This is a genomic window from Methylobacterium sp. Leaf399 (genome assembly GCF_001424525.1).
Lineage (GTDB): Bacteria > Pseudomonadota > Alphaproteobacteria > Rhizobiales > Beijerinckiaceae > Methylobacterium.
Window position 1 is genome coordinate 837,033 of record NZ_LMQK01000001.1, and the last position, 15,314, is coordinate 852,346.

Here is a 15,314-nt window from a genome sequence, read left to right on the forward strand (position 1 = left end):
ATCACGGCCTGGAACAGCCGTGTCTCACAGCACCACCTCCGGGCCGACCCGACCGTCGGCCAGCGGGGACAGGAACGCGGCGCCGATGCCGTTGTCGAAGGCGCGGGCGACCTTGGCCGGGGTGTTGCCGATCATGATCAGGGTGCCGACGGCGAGGGGCCGGTCGAGGGAGACCGCGGCCCCGGACACCGAGATGTTGAGCACCCGGCCCGGGATCGTCGCCCCCAGCGCGGTGGTGACCACCACCTCCTGCTCGCGCGGCACGATCCGCGGCGCGGCGCGCTCGGCGGGCGGACGGGCATTCTGCTCGTTGGCGAGGGAAACGAGGTTCCGGGCCACCAGCCGGAGGGGATACTCGGCGCGCAGGACGCGCACCGCGAAGCGGTGCTTCTCCGCGCGGATCACCCGCGTCTCGATGGAGCCGGCATGCCGGATGCTGCAGGTCAGGCGCTCGCCGACCGCGGGCACCGTGGCGGACTTGAACCGGATCCCGAACCCGGTGACGTCGTCGGTGACGGCATAGAAATCAGGCCTCGCCTTGCCCCAGCACAGGGCCGGCAACACGAGCTTGACCCGGGTCATGGCACGTCGCTCGATCATCGAGGCTCCCGCGAAGACGAACGACGGTCTACAGCGCGAGACGTTCGCGCCGGCCTTCGCCGATCGCGACATTTGTCTGCACCTCACGGTTGGGCGCTGCGGTCGAGCGGTCTTGTCCATGACCAAGGCCTGGACGGCGGCGATTCGGCTCGTGGACACATGAGACGCGTCCTCGATCCCACGCATGGGACCGGCCAGGGCGACGGTCTCGATGGTGCCGGTGTCGCGGGTCCTGGATCGTCACCGGCGGCGGATGCCCAGGACCTTGATCCGCGAGGCCAGGGTCGTCGGCTTGAGCCCCAGGATCTCGGCGGCGCCGCCGGTGCCGAAGATGCGGCCCTGGGCCAGCGCGAGGGCGGCCACGATGTCGGCGCGGGCCTTGGCGCGGCGGTCGGCCTCGGTGGCGGGGGCGGTAGGCTGCGGATCGAAGGCGACGGGGTGGACGGCGGCGGTCGCCTCCGGTTCGGGCAGGTCGAAGCGCAGGCGGCCGCGCACCGCCAGGATCGCGGCGCGCTCGATGATGTTCTCGAGTTCGCGCACGTTGCCCGGCCAGTCGTAGCGCGTCAGCCGGCGGACGTCCCCCTCGGTCAGGCGCAGCTCGGGGATGTTGAGCCGCTTGACCACGCCGCGCAGGAAGTGCTGGGCGATGAGGGGGATGTCCTCCGGGCGCTCGCGCAAGGGGACGGCGGCGATGGGAAAGACGTTGAGCCGGAAATAGAGGTCCTCGCGAAAGCGGCCGCGCTTCACCTCGGCCTTGAGGTCGCGGTTGGTGGCCGCCACCAGGCGCACGTCGACCGCCCGCGTGCGTTCCTCGCCGACGCGCTCGAACTGGCGCTCCTGCAGCACCCGCAGCAGCTTGCCCTGGAGATCGAGGGGAATCTCGCCGACCTCGTCGAGGAACAGGGTGCCGCCGTCGGCCAGATCGAACCGCCCGACCCGGTCGCGCAGCGCCCCGGTGAAGGCGCCCCTGGCGTGCCCGAAGAACTCGCTCTCGAACAGTTCGCGCGGGATCGCGGCACAGTTCACGCGGATCAGCGGCCGGTCGCGGCGGCGGCTCGCCTCGTGGATGGCGCGGGCGATCAGCTCCTTGCCGGTGCCGGATTCGCCGGTCACCAGAACGGTGGCGTCGGTGCCGGCCACGAGGTCGATCTGGCGCAGGGTCGCCTCGATGGCCGGCGAGCGGCCGATGATGCCCTGGTGGTGGCCACCCTCGCGGATCTCCTCGCGCAGGTAGGCGTTCTCGAGCTCCAGGCGCTCGCGCAGGGAATCGACCTCCGCCAGGGCCCTGCGCAGGCGCTCGTCGGCCTCGCGGCGCTGGCTGATGTCGCGGAACACGATGACGGCGCCGAGCAGGCGGCCGCGGTCGCGGATCGGCGTCGAGGTGTATTCCACGTGGAACGCCGACCCGTCCCGGCGCCAGAACACTTCGGTGTCGACCTGATGCACGGCGCCGTCGCGGAAGGCCGCGTAGATCGGGCAGTCGTGGTGGGGGTAGTGGCAGCCGTCGGCGTGGCTGTGGTGGACGGTGGCATGCATGTCGCGCCCGACGAGGTCGCTGGCCTGCCAGCCCAGCATCCGCTCGGCGGCCGGGTTGATGAAGGTGGTGATCCCGTCGGCGTTGACGCCGTAGATGCCCTCGCCCGCCGCCCGCAGGATCAACTGGTTCTCGCGCTCGATGTCCGCGAAGATGCGCTCCATGCGCTGCCACTCGGTGAGGCCCGCGCGCATGTGCGCATCGGCCTGCGTATCGACGAGGCGGCGGCGGCGCTCGTCGAGGTCGAACAGGCTCACGAGGACGGTCTGGGGGTCTCCCGGCAGCAATGCGCCACTGTACTCCACATGGAGCCCGTGGCCCTCGGCGTGCCGGGGCGAGAGCGCATGGGTCCAGTCGCGCCCCCGCGCCTGGACGGCCTGGGTGAACACGATCAGCGTCGGAACCTGCTCGGGGTGGAGGGCGGTGACACGCATGGCGCGGAGTGTCGCGCGGTCGTAGCCCAGGAGCCGGGCCGCCGCCGGGTTGGCATCGCGGATGGCGTCGGCCACGGGGTCGAACACCAGCATCGCCTCGGGCGCACCCTCGAAGGCGGGGCCGAACGCGTCCCCTCCCCCTTGCGGGGAGGGGAGTCCCGCGACCGACGATGGATCGGAGGTGGCCATGCGAAACCTCGCCGTCGAGCCGGAGCCGCCTCACCCGAGCGACGAGACTTCGTAGCACGGACGACGAACATTCGTAGACTACGAAACCTCGCATTCGCAAAATGGCCGCTAAACCCCTCGAAGGGTTGACGAACCTTGCCGGATCGCCGCTGGCACACCCCTTGCTGATCCCTCTCCATCACCCCGGGCGAGGCAAACGCGATGGCGCTGTTCGACGATCCGTTCAATGCGAGGCTCACGCTCAGGCAGCGCGGCTGCTCCTGCGGCGCCCATGCCAGCCAGGCCGAGCACGATGCGACGCCGACGGGCGACGCGCAGATCGAGCGGGTGGTGGAGGGCGCGGTGATGCGCGCGCTGTTCCCCCACGACGCCCAGCGCCGGGCTTTCCTCAGGAGCGTCGGCGCGGCCACCGCGCTGGCCGCCGTCAGCCAGTTCTTCCCCGTGAAGTTCGCCGCCGAGGCCCTGGCCCAGGCCGGCACCCCGGAGAAGAAGGCGCTCAAGATCGGGTTCATCCCGATCACCTGCGCCACGCCGATCATCATGGCCTCGCCGATGGGGTTCTACGCCAAGCAGGGCCTCGAGGTGGAGGTCGTCAAGACGGCGGGCTGGGCGGTCATCCGCGACAAGACCCTGAACAAGGAATACGACGCCGCCCACATGCTGGCGCCGATGCCCATCGCCATCTCCCTGGGCCTCGGCTCGACCCCCACCCCCTACACGATGCCGGCGGTGGAGAACGTCAACGGCCAGGCGATCACGCTCGCCATGAAGCACAAGGACCGGCGCGACCCCAAGGACTGGAAGGGCTTCAAGCTCGCGGTGCCGTTCGACTACTCGATGCACAACTACCTGCTGCGCTATTACCTGGCGGAGGCCGGCATCGACCCCGACGCCGACGTGCAGATCCGCAGCGTGCCGCCGCCGGACATGGTCGCCAACCTGCGCGCCGACAACATCGACGGCTTCCTGGCGCCCGATCCGGTCAACCAGCGGGCGGTCTACGACGGCGTCGGCTTCATCCACCTCCTCTCCAAGGAGATCTGGGACCGCCACCCCTGCTGCGCCTTCGCCGCCTCGCAGGACTTCGTGACCCAGACGCCCAACACCTACGCCGCGCTCCTGCGGGCGATCATCGAGGCGACGAGCTACGCGTCGAAGGCCGAGAACCGCAAGGAGATCGCCGCGGCGATCGCCCCGGCCAACTACCTCAACCAGCCGCTCACGGTGGTGGAGCAGGTCCTCACCGGCACCTACGCCGACGGCCTGGGCGGCGTGAAGAAGGTGGCCGACCGCGTCGATTTCGACCCCTTCCCGTGGCAGTCCTTCGCCGTGTGGATCATGACCCAGATGAAGCGCTGGGGTCAGATCAAGGGCGACGTCGACTACGACGGCGTCGCCAAGCGGGTGTTCCTGGCCACCGACGCGATCAAGCGCATGGAGCAGGACGGCGTCACCCCGCCGGCCTCCACCACCAAGACCTTCTCGGTGATGGGCAAGCCCTTCGATCCGGCCAAGCCGAAGGAATACCTGGAGTCCTTCGCGATCAAGCGGGCGCTCTGAGGCACGCGCGCTCCCTCTTCCATGGGGAGAGGGCGGGGGTGAGGGGAGCGGACCCTCCGGAGGTGTCGCACACCTCACCCTGTCCCTCTCCTTCCAGGAGAGGGGACCCGCGCTCGAACACCCGATCTTCGTCAACCGGCCGGCGACGGCGTTCCATGCGGAGCCGACATCCCCATGCCCAGCCCCTCCCTCAACCTGCGCGCCGCGATCGTGTCGCTCGGCCTCCTCGCGCTGTTCCTGCTCGCCTGGCACATCGCGGTGAGCGGCCTGACCAAGACCGAGGCGATGGACCCGGAATACGCCGCGCTGATGGGGGCCTCGGCCACCACCGGCAAGTCGGCGATGCCCGGCCCGCTCGACGTCGCCGCCACGATCTGGGGCCACCTCAAGGACCCGTTCTACGACCGCGGGCCCAACGACAAGGGGCTCGGCATCCAGATCGCCTATTCGATCGGGCGGGTGGCGCTCGGCTACGGGCTGGCGGTGCTGGTGGCGATCCCGATCGGGTTCGTAATCGGGATGTCGCCGCTGATGAGCAAGGCGCTCGACCCCTACATCCAGCTCCTCAAGCCGGTCTCGCCCCTGGCCTGGATGCCGCTGGCGCTGTTCACGATCAAGGATTCGGGCCTGTCGGCGATCTTCGTGATCTTCATCTGCTCGCTCTGGCCGATGCTGATCAACACCGCCTTCGGGGTCTCGGGCACCCGCAAGGAATGGCTCAACGTCGCCCGCACCCTGGAGGTCGGGCCGCTGCGGCGGGCCTTCACGGTGATCCTGCCGGCGGCCGCCCCCACCATCCTCACCGGCATGCGCATCTCCATCGGCATCGCCTGGCTCGTCATCGTGGCGGCCGAGATGCTCGTGGGCGGCACCGGCATCGGCTACTTCGTCTGGAACGAGTGGAACAACCTCTCGATCACCAATGTGATCACCTCGATCCTGCTCATCGGCGTCGTCGGCATGGTCCTCGACCAGCTCCTGGCGAGGGCCCAGCGCCTCGTCACCTTCCCGGAATGAGGCGGCGATGAACGCGCTCACACCCTTCACTCCCGCCGCCTCCGACAGCCCGGAACCCGGCCGCATGTCCCCCTCCGAACGCTTCCTCTCCATCGAGGGCATCGCCCGGCGCTACCCGGCCCCCGGCGGCAAGGCGACCACCGTGTTCGAGAACCTGTGGCTGCCCATGCGCCGGGGCGAGTTCGTCTGCATGATCGGGCATTCGGGCTGCGGCAAGACCACGGTGCTCAACATCCTGGCCGGTCTCGAGGCCCCGAGCGAGGGCGTCGTCATCGCCGACGGCAAGGCGATCGAGGGGCCGAGCCTCGACCGGGCGGTGATCTTCCAGGGCCATGCCCTGCTGCCCTGGCGCAGCGTGCTCGGCAACGTCGCCTACGCGGTGTCGTCGCGCTGGCCCAAGGCCGGTCGCGCCGAGGTCGAGGCCCGGGCCGCCGAGGCCATCGCCACGGTGGGTCTGGCGGGCTCCGAGCACAAGCGCCCGGCCGAGCTCTCGGGGGGCATGAAGCAGCGGGTCGGCATCGCCCGGGCGCTTTCGATCGCGCCCAAGATGCTGCTCATGGACGAGCCGTTCTCGGCGCTCGACGCCCTCACCCGCGGCACCCTGCAGGACGAGGTCCGGCGCATCTGCCTCGAGACCGGCCAGACCGTGTTCATGATCACCCACGACGTCGACGAGTCGATCTATCTCGCCGATCGCATCGTGCTGATGACCAACGGCCCGCAGGCCAAGGTCGCCGAGATCGTCGAGAACCCGCTGCCCAAGGTCCGCTCGCGGACCGGGCTCCACCGCCAGCCCGGCTACTACGCCCTGCGCAACCACCTCATCGATTTCTTGGTCAGCCGCTCGAAGACCCTGCGCGACGAGAGCCCGCCCGGCTACGACCAGCGCCACCCGCCCGTCGTCCGGCTGACCCTGACCGAGGCCGACGAGGCCGCGGCGGCGCTCGGCTGAGCACGCCGAACCAAGCGCGGGTCCCCTCTCCTGGAAGGAGAGGGAGAGGGTGAGGTGTGCGACCTCGTCGGAGAACGCACTCCCCTCACCCCTGCCCTCTCCCCCTGGGAGAGGGAGACCCGCGCGACCCTGCTCCACCATCATGCAACCGGGAGACCCATCATGAAGCGCGAAGACCTCACCGAGAAGCTGCTCGACATCAAGCGCGAGAAGGGCTGGACCTGGAAGCACATCCAGGCCGAGATCGGCGGGATCTCGCCGATCCTCATCACCGCCGCCTGCATGGGCCAGATGAAGCTGCCCAAGGCCCAGGCGAAGAAGGCGGCCGAACTGTTCGGCCTCAGCCAGGCCGAGGAGCGGATGCTCAACGAGGCGCCCTATCGCGGCTCGATCCCGCAGATGCCGCCCACCGACCCGCTGATCTACCGCTTCTACGAGCTGGTGATGGTCTACGGCACCACCTGGAAGGAGCTGATCCAGGAGGATTTCGGTGACGGCATCATGTCGGCGATCGACTTCAACATGACCATGGAGCGCGAGCCCAACAACAAGGGCGACCGGGTCAAGATGAACCTCTCGGGCAAGTTCCTGCCCTACAAGTACTACGACAACGAGGACGGCGTGCCCGACTACGGCTTCAAGGAGCCGTAGCGTCCGGCCGCACGCAAGCCGCGGCGTTGGCACGATGATCGGCGCGCACTACCATCGCGCGCCGGAGGATACGGTCGTGGACGCCGCCGGGAGTGGAGGGGCCGATGTATGTCGACGATGGCTGGCGGCCGCCGCTCGAACCGCCGTCCCGCAAGCCCCGCATCACGAAGCGGCAGGAGCGGGTGCTGGTGTGGGTGCCGGCCTTGAACGCCCTGCTCCTGCTCGTCGCGCCGATCGGCGGGGCGACCATGGCCCACGCCCTGCTGGCGCTGTTCCGGTAGGTCCGGGAGGACCACGCGGCGGTGGATGGTGCGGTGCGGCAGCGCCACCGAGGGTCGACGGCCGCGCCCGTTTCATGCTCGATGCGCGCCTGGGCCGGGACGCCGTTGAATCCGCCTGGGTCCTTGGTGTGTCGCCGGGTCCGATCGCAAGGCCGCAGGGCCGGTTTGCGGATCCTGCTTAGGGAGACGACCGCATGAACCTCGACGCCCTCTCGCTCACCTGGGCCCCGCGCCTGCTCAGCGTCCTGCGCATCATGACGGGGCTCCTGTTCCTTCAGCACGGCACCCAGAAGATCCTCGGGTTCCCGCCGAGCGAGCGCGGCATGCCCGCCCTGCTGTCGCTGTCGGGCACCGCCGGCCTCCTCGAACTGGTGGGCGGCGTGCTGATCGTGCTCGGCCTCTTCACCCGCCCGGTGGCCTTCATCCTCTCCGGGCAGATGGCGGTGGCCTATTTCCTGGCCCACGCGCAGCGCAGCTTCTATCCCATCCTCAACGGCGGCGAACTCGCGATCCTGTTCTGCTTCGTCTTCCTCTACCTCGCCGCCGCCGGCCCCGGGCCGTGGAGCCTGGACGCGCAGCGCCGCCGGGTCTGAGCTCACCTGCGTTCGAACGAGGCCCCGCGGAGCCCGTCACCATGCGCCGTCTCGCCGTCCTTCTCGTCGCGCTCTGCCTCCCCGGCGTCGCCGTCGCGGCGACGAGGCCTTGCGCGGACCTCGAGGCGCAGCAAGACAGGAATGCCTGCATCGGCGCGGCGCTCGGCGAGGCCGACGCGGCCCTGAACCGGGCGTACCGGCAGCTCGGCGACCGGCTCGATGCCAACGGCAGGCGCAACCTCGTCGCCGCGCAGCGGGCCTGGATCGTGTTTCGCGACCGGGAATGCGAGCTCCGGTCCGGCTACGACACGCAAGACCCCGGCAACAACGGCACCCTGGCGCCGTTCCTGGTCGGCGACTGCAAGCGCGACCTCACGGGGCGGAGGACCGCGGATCTCCTCGACCAGCTGACGTGCCCCGGCGGCGACCCGTCCTGCACGCGATAGATCGGGGGCGCCTGCTCCGCCCTCGGTCCGATACCGGGGAACGCCGCGCTTCGCGGGGTCTGTGGCGGATGCTACTGCCGCACGACGCTGCAAGATGATCCGTGAGGGCACCCATGGCCGAGACCCACCCCCCCACCGCCGACGTCGCCGCCGGGCTCGCCGCGACCCTGGAGGGCATCCGCCGCGCCGCCGGGGACCACGGGCGCGATCCGGCGACCGTCACCCTGGTCGCGGTCTCCAAGACCATCGCGGCGGAGGGCATCCTCACCGCCCTGGAGGCCGGGCAGCGGGTGTTCGGCGAGAACTACGTGCAGGAATCCAAGGCCAAGTGGCCGGCCCTGCGCGAGCGCTTCCCCGACGTCGAACTGCACCTCGTCGGGCCTTTGCAATCCAACAAGGCCCGCGAGGCGGTGGAGCTGTTCGACGTCATCCACGGCCTCGACCGGCTGTCGCTGGCCGCGGCGCTGGCCAAGGAGATCGCCCGCGTCGGGCGTTCCCCGAAACTCCTCGTCCAGGTCAACACCGGCGACGAGCCGCAGAAGGGCGGCGTCTCGCCCGCGCAGGTCGACACGCTGCTGGCCGAGTGCCGCGACACCCACGGGCTGACGATCTCGGGCCTGATGTGCATTCCGCCCGCCGAGGACCCGCCCTCGGCGCATTTCGGGCTCCTGGCCGCCATCGCCGAGCGCCACGGGCTGCCCATGCTCTCGATGGGGATGAGCGCCGACTACGAGGCCGCGATCCAGATGGGCGCCACCCATGTGCGGGTGGGGACCGCGATCTTCGGGGCGCGGGTGCGGCCCGATCCGGCCTGAGCCGCTACATGATCTCGCGGGCAGTATCCTGCCAGCGGGTCAGGGGCCGGGTCAGGGCCACGAGGACGGCGTCGGCGAGCTTGCCCAGGATCGCGAAGGCGATGATCGCCGCCAGGATCTGGTCGGCCCGGCTGAACTGCTGCCCGTCCACGAGGAGGTAGCCGAGCCCCTCCGAGGCGCCCATCAGCTCGGCGGCCACCACGAACAGGAAGCCGAGCCCGAGGCCGGTGCGCAGGGCCACCAGGGTGGCCGGCAGCACGGCGGGCAGGAGGATGCGCCGGGCGAGCGCCGCCTTCGACAGGCGGAAGATGCGGCCGACCTCGATCAGCTTGCGGTCGACCGAGGCGATGGCCCCGGCCACCCCAATGTAGACCGGGAAGAACACCCCCACCGCGATCAGCACCACCTTGGGCGTCTCGAGGATGCCGAGCCACAGGATGAACAGCGGCACCCAGGCCAGCGAGGGCACCGCCCGCAGGGCCTGCAGGGTCGGATCGAGGAGGTGGCGGGCGAAGGGCAGCGTGCCGGTGAGCGCGCCCACCGCGATGCCGGCGGTGGCGCCCAACACGAAGCCGAGGCCGACGCGGGTGAGGGTGGCGTTGACGTGCAGCCACAGGTCGCCCGAGACGGCCATCGCCTGGAGGGCGGCGACGATCCGGCTCGGCGGTGGCAGCAGCCGCCCCTGCGCCAGGCCGGCCCGCACCGCGAACTCCCAGCCAAGCGCCACCGCCAGCGGTAGCAGGAGCCCGAGGACGACCTGGCCGGCCGAGCCCCAGGAAACCTTCGGCCGTGGGGTGGCCGCGCTGCCGGACGAGGCCATGGGCGGACGCTCAGCGGGCCGGGACGGGCGCGAACCGCGTGTCGATCAGGCCGGCCACCGCCGCCTTCACGTCGACCTCGGCGGGGACCACGCCGGCCTGCTGCAATGCCACGCCCGCCGCCTCGATGCTCTGGGCCTGGGCGGCGCCGACGACGGGCTGGGTGAGGTCGGTGCGCTCGATCTGGCGGGCGATCACCGGCTCGGGCAGCTTGGTGGCCGCCACGAGGGCCTGCTTCAGCGAATCCGGGTTGGCGATGGCGTAGGCGCGGGCCTGCTCGTAGGCGGCGATCACCGCCTTGACGAGCTCGGGGTTGGCGGTGGCGAAATCCTCGCGCACGTCGAGCACGCCCCAGGTGTTGGCGGAGGCATCGCGGAAGAACAGGACGTTGCCGGCCTCGATCTCGGAGGCCGCCATCATCGGGTCGAGGCCGGCCCAGGCATCGACGTCGCCGCGCTCGAGTGCGGCGCGTCCGTCGGCATGCTGCAGCAGGACGAGCTTGGCGTCCTTCTCGGTGAGGCCGGCCCCCTGTAGGGCGCGGATCAGGAAGATGTGCGGATCGGTGCCGCGGGTGACGGCGATGCGCTTGCCCTTGAGGTCGGCGGGCTTGGCGATGCCGGTGTCCTTGCGGGTGACGAGCGCGGTCCATTCCGGGCGCGAGAAGGCGTAGATCGCCTTGATCGGGTTGCCGTTGATGCGCGCCAGCAGGGCGGCGGCGCCGGCCGAGGAGCCGATGTCGATGGCGCCGGCGTTGAGGAATTCCAGCGCCTTGTTGGAGCCGAGCGACTGGGTCCAGCGGACCTTGATGCCCTTGTCCTTGAGCGCCTCCTCGAGGAAGCCCTTGTCCTTGAGGACGAGGCTGACCGGGTTGTAGGTCGCCCAGTCGAGCCGGATCTCCTTCACGTCGGCGGCGAAGGCCGCGCCGTGCGAGAGTAGCAGGGCGAGGGCGGCGCTCGCGAGGCCGCGACGGGACAGGTGCATGGCGGAGCTCCCCGATGCCCGTCGACGCGGGCTCACAGGGGTGAGCTAGGCAATCGCGTTCGGAGTGTCAAACGGAAAATCCGCTGAAGAGAACGCTTCAGGGGAGTTGGAGGAAGGCGGCGATCTTCGCTTTGACCTCTGCGATGACGCTGTCTGGGGCCACGTTGGAGAAACGCGCTCCACCGTCGGCCCAGGAAAGGGGCTTACCCTGATCAGCCAGTACGAAGCCGTGGGTCCCGTGTTCGGGTGGCAGGGCGACCTCGTAGGGGTAGCCGCGTCCGCGACTGGTGATCGGGCACGCGAAGCATCGCCCGACGAGGTCGTTGTAGGATCGAGGTGTCAGCACAAGCGCCGGACGCCAGAAACCCTGCTCCGTCCCGACATGGGGACTGACGTTCAGAACGATGATGTCTCCGAGATCGGGACAATAACGTGTTTCACCAGAACTCGTTTCCGACGAGAGGCCCGACGAACTGCTCGTCATGGAGGTTGTCTTTCGTGATGCCGGCGAGCAGTTCCTCGAACGTGTAGCGAGGCGGAGTCGCGCGGGGGGAAATGACGATCTGTCCATCTTCGACGCGCAACTCGGCACCGCTGCCTTCGCTGGCGCCCACATCCCGCAGGATGTGCGCAGGAATGCGGATGGCGAGGCTGTTGCCCCACCGTGAGAACTGAACGAACATTTTTCGATCCGCGCCGGTATCAACGAGATGTACGCTCAGGCGAGCCATATCGACTCACGGGCGTATCGTCGATGTAGATACGTTTTAATCGGCTGTGGGTCAAAATCCCTTGTGCCGCTCGTGCGCAAGCCGCACCGGTCCAGCCTTCCTCGCGCGCTGCCCCTATGCGGTGGTTTCCCCGCACCGCGAGCCCGCTGTCGGCGCCGGTTTAACATGCTACGGGAGCGCGATGTTCGACGCTGCCGCAAGCCTCAAGTCCGTCCTCGATGCCCTGCCGCGGGATGCCCGCGAGGCGACGCAGTTGCGCGCCGTGCTGGTGCCGGAACTGCGGGCGGTGATCGCGGCCGGGCACAAGGACGCCGAGGAGCGCCTGATGCAGGAGCGCGACGGCGTCGCCTGCGCCAGGCGCATCAGCGCGCTGACCGATGCGGTGGTGCGCGCCATCCACGACGCCGTGGTCTGGCGGCTCTATCCCAACGACAACCCGTCGTCCGGCGAGCAGCTGGCCGTGGTCGCCACCGGCGGCTACGGCCGGGGCACGATGGCGCCGGGCTCGGACATCGATCTCCTGTTCCTGCTGCCCTACAAGCAGACCGCGTGGTCGGAGAGCGTCGTCGAGGCGATGCTCTACGTGCTGTGGGACCTCAAGCTCAAGGTCGGCCACGCCACCCGCTCGGTGGAGGAGTGCCTGCGCGAGGGCAAGGCGGACATGACGATCCGCACCGCCCTCCTGGAAGCGCGCTTCCTGTTCGGGTCGCGGGTCCTGTTCGAGGAGCTGGTGACGCGCTTCGACACCGAGCTCGTGATGTGGACCGCACCGGAATTCGTCGAGGCCAAGTTGCGCGAGCGCGACGGGCGCGTGAGCAAGTCGGGGGCCTCGCGCTACCTCGTCGAGCCCAACGTCAAGGACGGCAAGGGGGGGCTGCGCGACCTCAACACCCTGTTCTGGATCGCCAAGTACACCTACCGGGTGCGCGACCAGAGCGAGCTCGTGCCCGCCGGCCTGTTCACGCCGGAGGAGTACCGCTTGTTCGAGCGCTGCGAGGAGCTGCTGTGGCGGGTGCGCTGCCACATGCACTTCGTCACAGGCCGCTCGGAGGAGCGGCTGTCCTTCGGCCTGCAGCCGAAGATCGCCGAGCGCTTCGGCTACGGCCCCCGCGGCGGGCTCTCGGGCGTCGAGCGGTTCATGAAGGCCTACTTCCTGATCGCCAAGGACGTCGGCGACCTCACCGCCATCGTCTGTGCGGCCCTGGAGGCGCGCCACGCCAAGCGCACCCCGGTGCTCGACCGCTGGATCGGCCGGTTCCGCGACCGCTTCCGCGCCTCCGCCATCGAGGCCGAGGACTTCGTGGACGACCACGGCCGCATCAACGTCAAGGACGGCGACGCCTTCGTGCGCGATCCGGTCAACCTGATCCGCCTGTTCTGGCTGGCCGACCGCCACAACCTGCCGATCCATCCGGACGCGACGCGCCTGGCCAACCGCTCGCAGCGGTTGATCGGCCATTCCCTGCGGGCCGACGGGGAGGCCAACCGGCTGTTCCTCGACATCCTGACCTCGAAGAACTCGCCCGAGACCATCCTGCGCCTGATGAACGAGGCCGGCGTGCTCGGCCGCTTCATCCCGGATTTCGGCCGCATCGTCGCGATGATGCAGTTCAACATGTACCACCACTTCACGGTGGACGAGCACCTGCTGCGCTCGCTGGGCGTGCTGGCGGCGATCGATTCGGGACGGGTGACCGAGGACCATCCCCTGGTCACGCGCCTGATCAACACGATCAGCAACCGGCGCGCCCTCTACGTGGCGGTGCTCCTGCACGACATCGCCAAGGGCCGGCCGGAGGACCACTCCATCGCCGGTGCCGCCATCGCCCTCAAGGTCGGCCCGCGCTTCGGCCTCAGCCCGGCCGAGACAGAGACCGTGGCCTGGCTCGTCGAGCACCATCTCCTGATGTCGATGACCGCCCAGAGCCGCGACCTGTCCGACCCCAAGACCATCGAGAAGTTCGCGGGCGTGGTCCAGACCCTGGAACGCCTCAAGCTCCTCACCATCCTGACGGTGGCCGACATCAAGGCGGTGGGCCCGGGCGTGTGGACCGCCTGGAAGGGCACGCTCCTGCGCACCCTCTACGACGAGACCGAGGTGATGCTCTCGGGCGGCCACTCGGAGATCGCCCGGACCGACCGGGTCCGCCTCATCCAGATGGCCCTGCGCGAGCAGCTCGCCGACTGGGAGTCGGGCACCTTCGACGCCTATGCCGGCCGCCACAACCAGGCTTACTGGCTCAAGGTCGATTCCGCCCGCCAGTTCAAGCACGCCGGCTTCGTCGACCGCCTGGCCGCCCAGGGCCGCACCGTGGCCACCGCCTGCGAGACCGACCCGGCCCGCGGCATCACCGAGATCACGATCTATTCCCCCGACCACCCGCGCCTGCTCGCCATCGTCACCGGCGCCTGCGCGGCCTCGGGTGGCAACATCGTCGATGCGCAGATCTTCACCACCACCGACGGCTTCGCCCTCGATTCGATCTTCATCTCCCGCGCCTTCGACCGGGACGAGGACGAGCTGCGCCGGGCCGGCCGCATCACGATGGCGATCGAGAAGGCGCTCAAGGGCGAGATCCGCATCGCCGACCTCGTGGCCGACAAGCACCCCCCGAGCGCGCGCACCACCACATTCCTGGTGCCGCCCGACATGGCGATCGACAACGCCCTGTCGAGCCGCGAGACCGTGGTGGAGATCACCGGGCTGGACCGGCCGGGCTTGCTCTACGAGCTGACCACGGCGCTGAGCCGGCTGAGCCTCAACATCACGTCGGCCCATGTCGCCACCTTCGGCGAGCGGGCGGTGGACGTCTTCTACGTCACCGACCTCACCGGCACCCGCGTCACCCAGCCCGACCGGCAGGTGGCGATCCGCAACGCGGTGATGGAGGTTTTCGCCGGCGACGTGGCGGCGCTGCGGGCCGAGGGGCTGGAAGCCCTGGTCGACTCGCCGCCGCCGCGCGAGGCGTGAGGACCGGTCAACTTGATTTCGGGCGGCGAGGGCCTGATATCACCCGCGACCCCGACATCCCTTTTCCTTCAACGATCGACGACAACCGATGATGGCCACCGATATGGAGCACGAGGACCGGCGCGAGGCGAGCGAGGCCTCGCAGGCAGCCCACGAGTCCGCCCCCGGCGAGGCGCAGGCCGCCGAATCCGATTCCGCCAACGGCGATGCCAAGCACGCCGAAGCCCTGGCGACGCTGATGGCCGAGCGCGACGAGTTCAAGGACCGGACCCTGCGCACCCTGGCGGAGATGGAGAACCTGCGCCGCCGCACCGAGCGCGAGGTCGCCGACGCGCGCACCTACGCGGTCACCAACTTCGCCCGCGACCTGCTCACCGCCGCCGACAACATCCGCCGCGCCATCGAGAGCGTGCCGGCGGACGCACGTGAGACCGCCGACGGCCCGTTCAAGGCGCTGCTCGACGGCATCGAGCTCACCGAGCGCGACCTCGCCAAGACCTTCGAGCGCCACGGCGTCAAGCTCCTGGAGCCCAAGGGCCAGAAGTTCGATCCCAACCGCCACCAGGCGATGTTCGAGGTGCCCGATGCCGAGGTGCCGAGCGGCACCGTGGTGCAGGTGATGCAGGCCGGCTACGTGCTCGGCGACAGGGTGCTGCGCCCGGCCCTCGTCGGCGTCGCCAAGGGCGGCCCGAAGGCCGCGGCCGGCCCGGCGGCCGACGACGCGGCCTGAGCGACGACGTC

Annotated in this window: 16 protein-coding genes; 10 read left to right on the forward strand and 6 right to left on the reverse strand. The window is 69.8% G+C overall.

Features of this window, described 5'->3' with window-relative positions; translation table 11 throughout:
- Window positions 1-24: 24 nt before the first annotated feature.
- Both ASG40_RS03795 and ASG40_RS03800 read right to left on the reverse strand, forming a co-directional pair.
- Window positions 25-600 carry a PilZ domain-containing protein gene (locus tag ASG40_RS03795; protein WP_055881299.1) on the reverse strand — a complete coding sequence of 192 codons (576 nt, stop codon included), beginning with the start codon at window positions 598-600 and terminating at the stop codon, window positions 25-27.
- 240 nt (window positions 601-840) lie between these two features.
- A complete protein-coding gene (locus ASG40_RS03800) occupies window positions 841-2,661 on the reverse strand; it encodes a sigma 54-interacting transcriptional regulator (protein ID WP_055881303.1) in 1,821 nt (606 codons plus the stop codon).
- A gap of 297 nt (window positions 2,662-2,958) precedes the next feature.
- On the opposite strand from ASG40_RS03800, the gene ASG40_RS03805 reads away from it, so the two are divergent.
- The 8 genes from ASG40_RS03805 (at window position 2,959) to ASG40_RS03835 (ending at window position 9,072) form a co-directional block, all read left to right on the forward strand.
- Window positions 2,959-4,317, forward strand: a complete 1,359-nt coding sequence (locus ASG40_RS03805; RefSeq protein WP_055880646.1) for a CmpA/NrtA family ABC transporter substrate-binding protein — start codon at window positions 2,959-2,961, stop codon at window positions 4,315-4,317.
- Between the two features lie 174 nt (window positions 4,318-4,491).
- Window positions 4,492-5,334, forward strand: a complete 843-nt coding sequence (ntrB, locus tag ASG40_RS03810) for a nitrate ABC transporter permease (protein WP_055880648.1) — start codon at window positions 4,492-4,494, stop codon at window positions 5,332-5,334.
- Between the two features lie 7 nt (window positions 5,335-5,341).
- Complete coding sequence (locus ASG40_RS03815) at window positions 5,342-6,286, forward strand: ABC transporter ATP-binding protein (RefSeq protein ID WP_055880651.1); 945 nt, start codon at window positions 5,342-5,344, stop codon at window positions 6,284-6,286.
- A gap of 162 nt (window positions 6,287-6,448) precedes the next feature.
- Window positions 6,449-6,937 (forward strand): cyanase, encoded by a 489-nt coding sequence (gene cynS, locus ASG40_RS03820; protein ID WP_055880655.1) that lies wholly within the window; start codon window positions 6,449-6,451, stop codon window positions 6,935-6,937.
- Between the two features lie 104 nt (window positions 6,938-7,041).
- The gene (locus ASG40_RS21605; RefSeq protein ID WP_200944189.1) at window positions 7,042-7,218 is read left to right on the forward strand and encodes a hypothetical protein; all 177 of its coding nucleotides are present in this window, start codon (window positions 7,042-7,044) and stop codon (window positions 7,216-7,218) included.
- A gap of 194 nt (window positions 7,219-7,412) precedes the next feature.
- Window positions 7,413-7,811: a DoxX family protein gene (locus tag ASG40_RS03825; protein ID WP_055880657.1), complete on the forward strand. Its 399-nt coding sequence runs from the start codon at window positions 7,413-7,415 to the stop codon at window positions 7,809-7,811.
- 41 nt (window positions 7,812-7,852) lie between these two features.
- Window positions 7,853-8,257: a lysozyme inhibitor LprI family protein gene (locus ASG40_RS03830; protein ID WP_055880660.1), complete on the forward strand. Its 405-nt coding sequence runs from the start codon at window positions 7,853-7,855 to the stop codon at window positions 8,255-8,257.
- 113 nt (window positions 8,258-8,370) lie between these two features.
- Window positions 8,371-9,072, forward strand: a complete 702-nt coding sequence (locus ASG40_RS03835) for a YggS family pyridoxal phosphate-dependent enzyme (protein WP_055880663.1) — start codon at window positions 8,371-8,373, stop codon at window positions 9,070-9,072.
- 4 nt (window positions 9,073-9,076) lie between these two features.
- Here the strand turns inward: ASG40_RS03835 and ASG40_RS03840 are convergent, their stop codons facing one another.
- The 4 genes from ASG40_RS03840 to ASG40_RS03850 form a co-directional block, all read right to left on the reverse strand.
- Window positions 9,077-9,892 carry an ABC transporter permease gene (locus ASG40_RS03840; protein ID WP_055880668.1) on the reverse strand — a complete coding sequence of 272 codons (816 nt, stop codon included), beginning with the start codon at window positions 9,890-9,892 and terminating at the stop codon, window positions 9,077-9,079.
- Window positions 9,893-9,902: 10 nt separating this feature from the next.
- Window positions 9,903-10,871 carry an aliphatic sulfonate ABC transporter substrate-binding protein gene (locus ASG40_RS03845; RefSeq protein ID WP_055880670.1) on the reverse strand — a complete coding sequence of 323 codons (969 nt, stop codon included), beginning with the start codon at window positions 10,869-10,871 and terminating at the stop codon, window positions 9,903-9,905.
- 97 nt (window positions 10,872-10,968) lie between these two features.
- Window positions 10,969-11,355, reverse strand: coding sequence for a type II toxin-antitoxin system PemK/MazF family toxin (locus ASG40_RS20195; protein WP_082523872.1), 387 nt, complete (start codon window positions 11,353-11,355; stop codon window positions 10,969-10,971).
- The gene (locus ASG40_RS03850; RefSeq protein ID WP_200944191.1) at window positions 11,309-11,602 is read right to left on the reverse strand and encodes an AbrB/MazE/SpoVT family DNA-binding domain-containing protein; all 294 of its coding nucleotides are present in this window, start codon (window positions 11,600-11,602) and stop codon (window positions 11,309-11,311) included. Before ASG40_RS03850 ends, ASG40_RS20195 begins: the two co-directional genes overlap by 47 nt.
- Window positions 11,603-11,783: 181 nt before the next feature.
- On the opposite strand from ASG40_RS03850, the gene ASG40_RS03855 reads away from it, so the two are divergent.
- Entirely contained in the window at window positions 11,784-14,573 is a 2,790-nt protein-coding gene (locus tag ASG40_RS03855) for a [protein-PII] uridylyltransferase (RefSeq protein WP_055880677.1), read from the forward strand.
- A gap of 88 nt (window positions 14,574-14,661) precedes the next feature.
- Window positions 14,662-15,303, forward strand: coding sequence for a nucleotide exchange factor GrpE (grpE, locus tag ASG40_RS03860; protein ID WP_055880679.1), 642 nt, complete (start codon window positions 14,662-14,664; stop codon window positions 15,301-15,303).
- The last annotated feature ends 11 nt before the right edge of the window (window positions 15,304-15,314 follow it).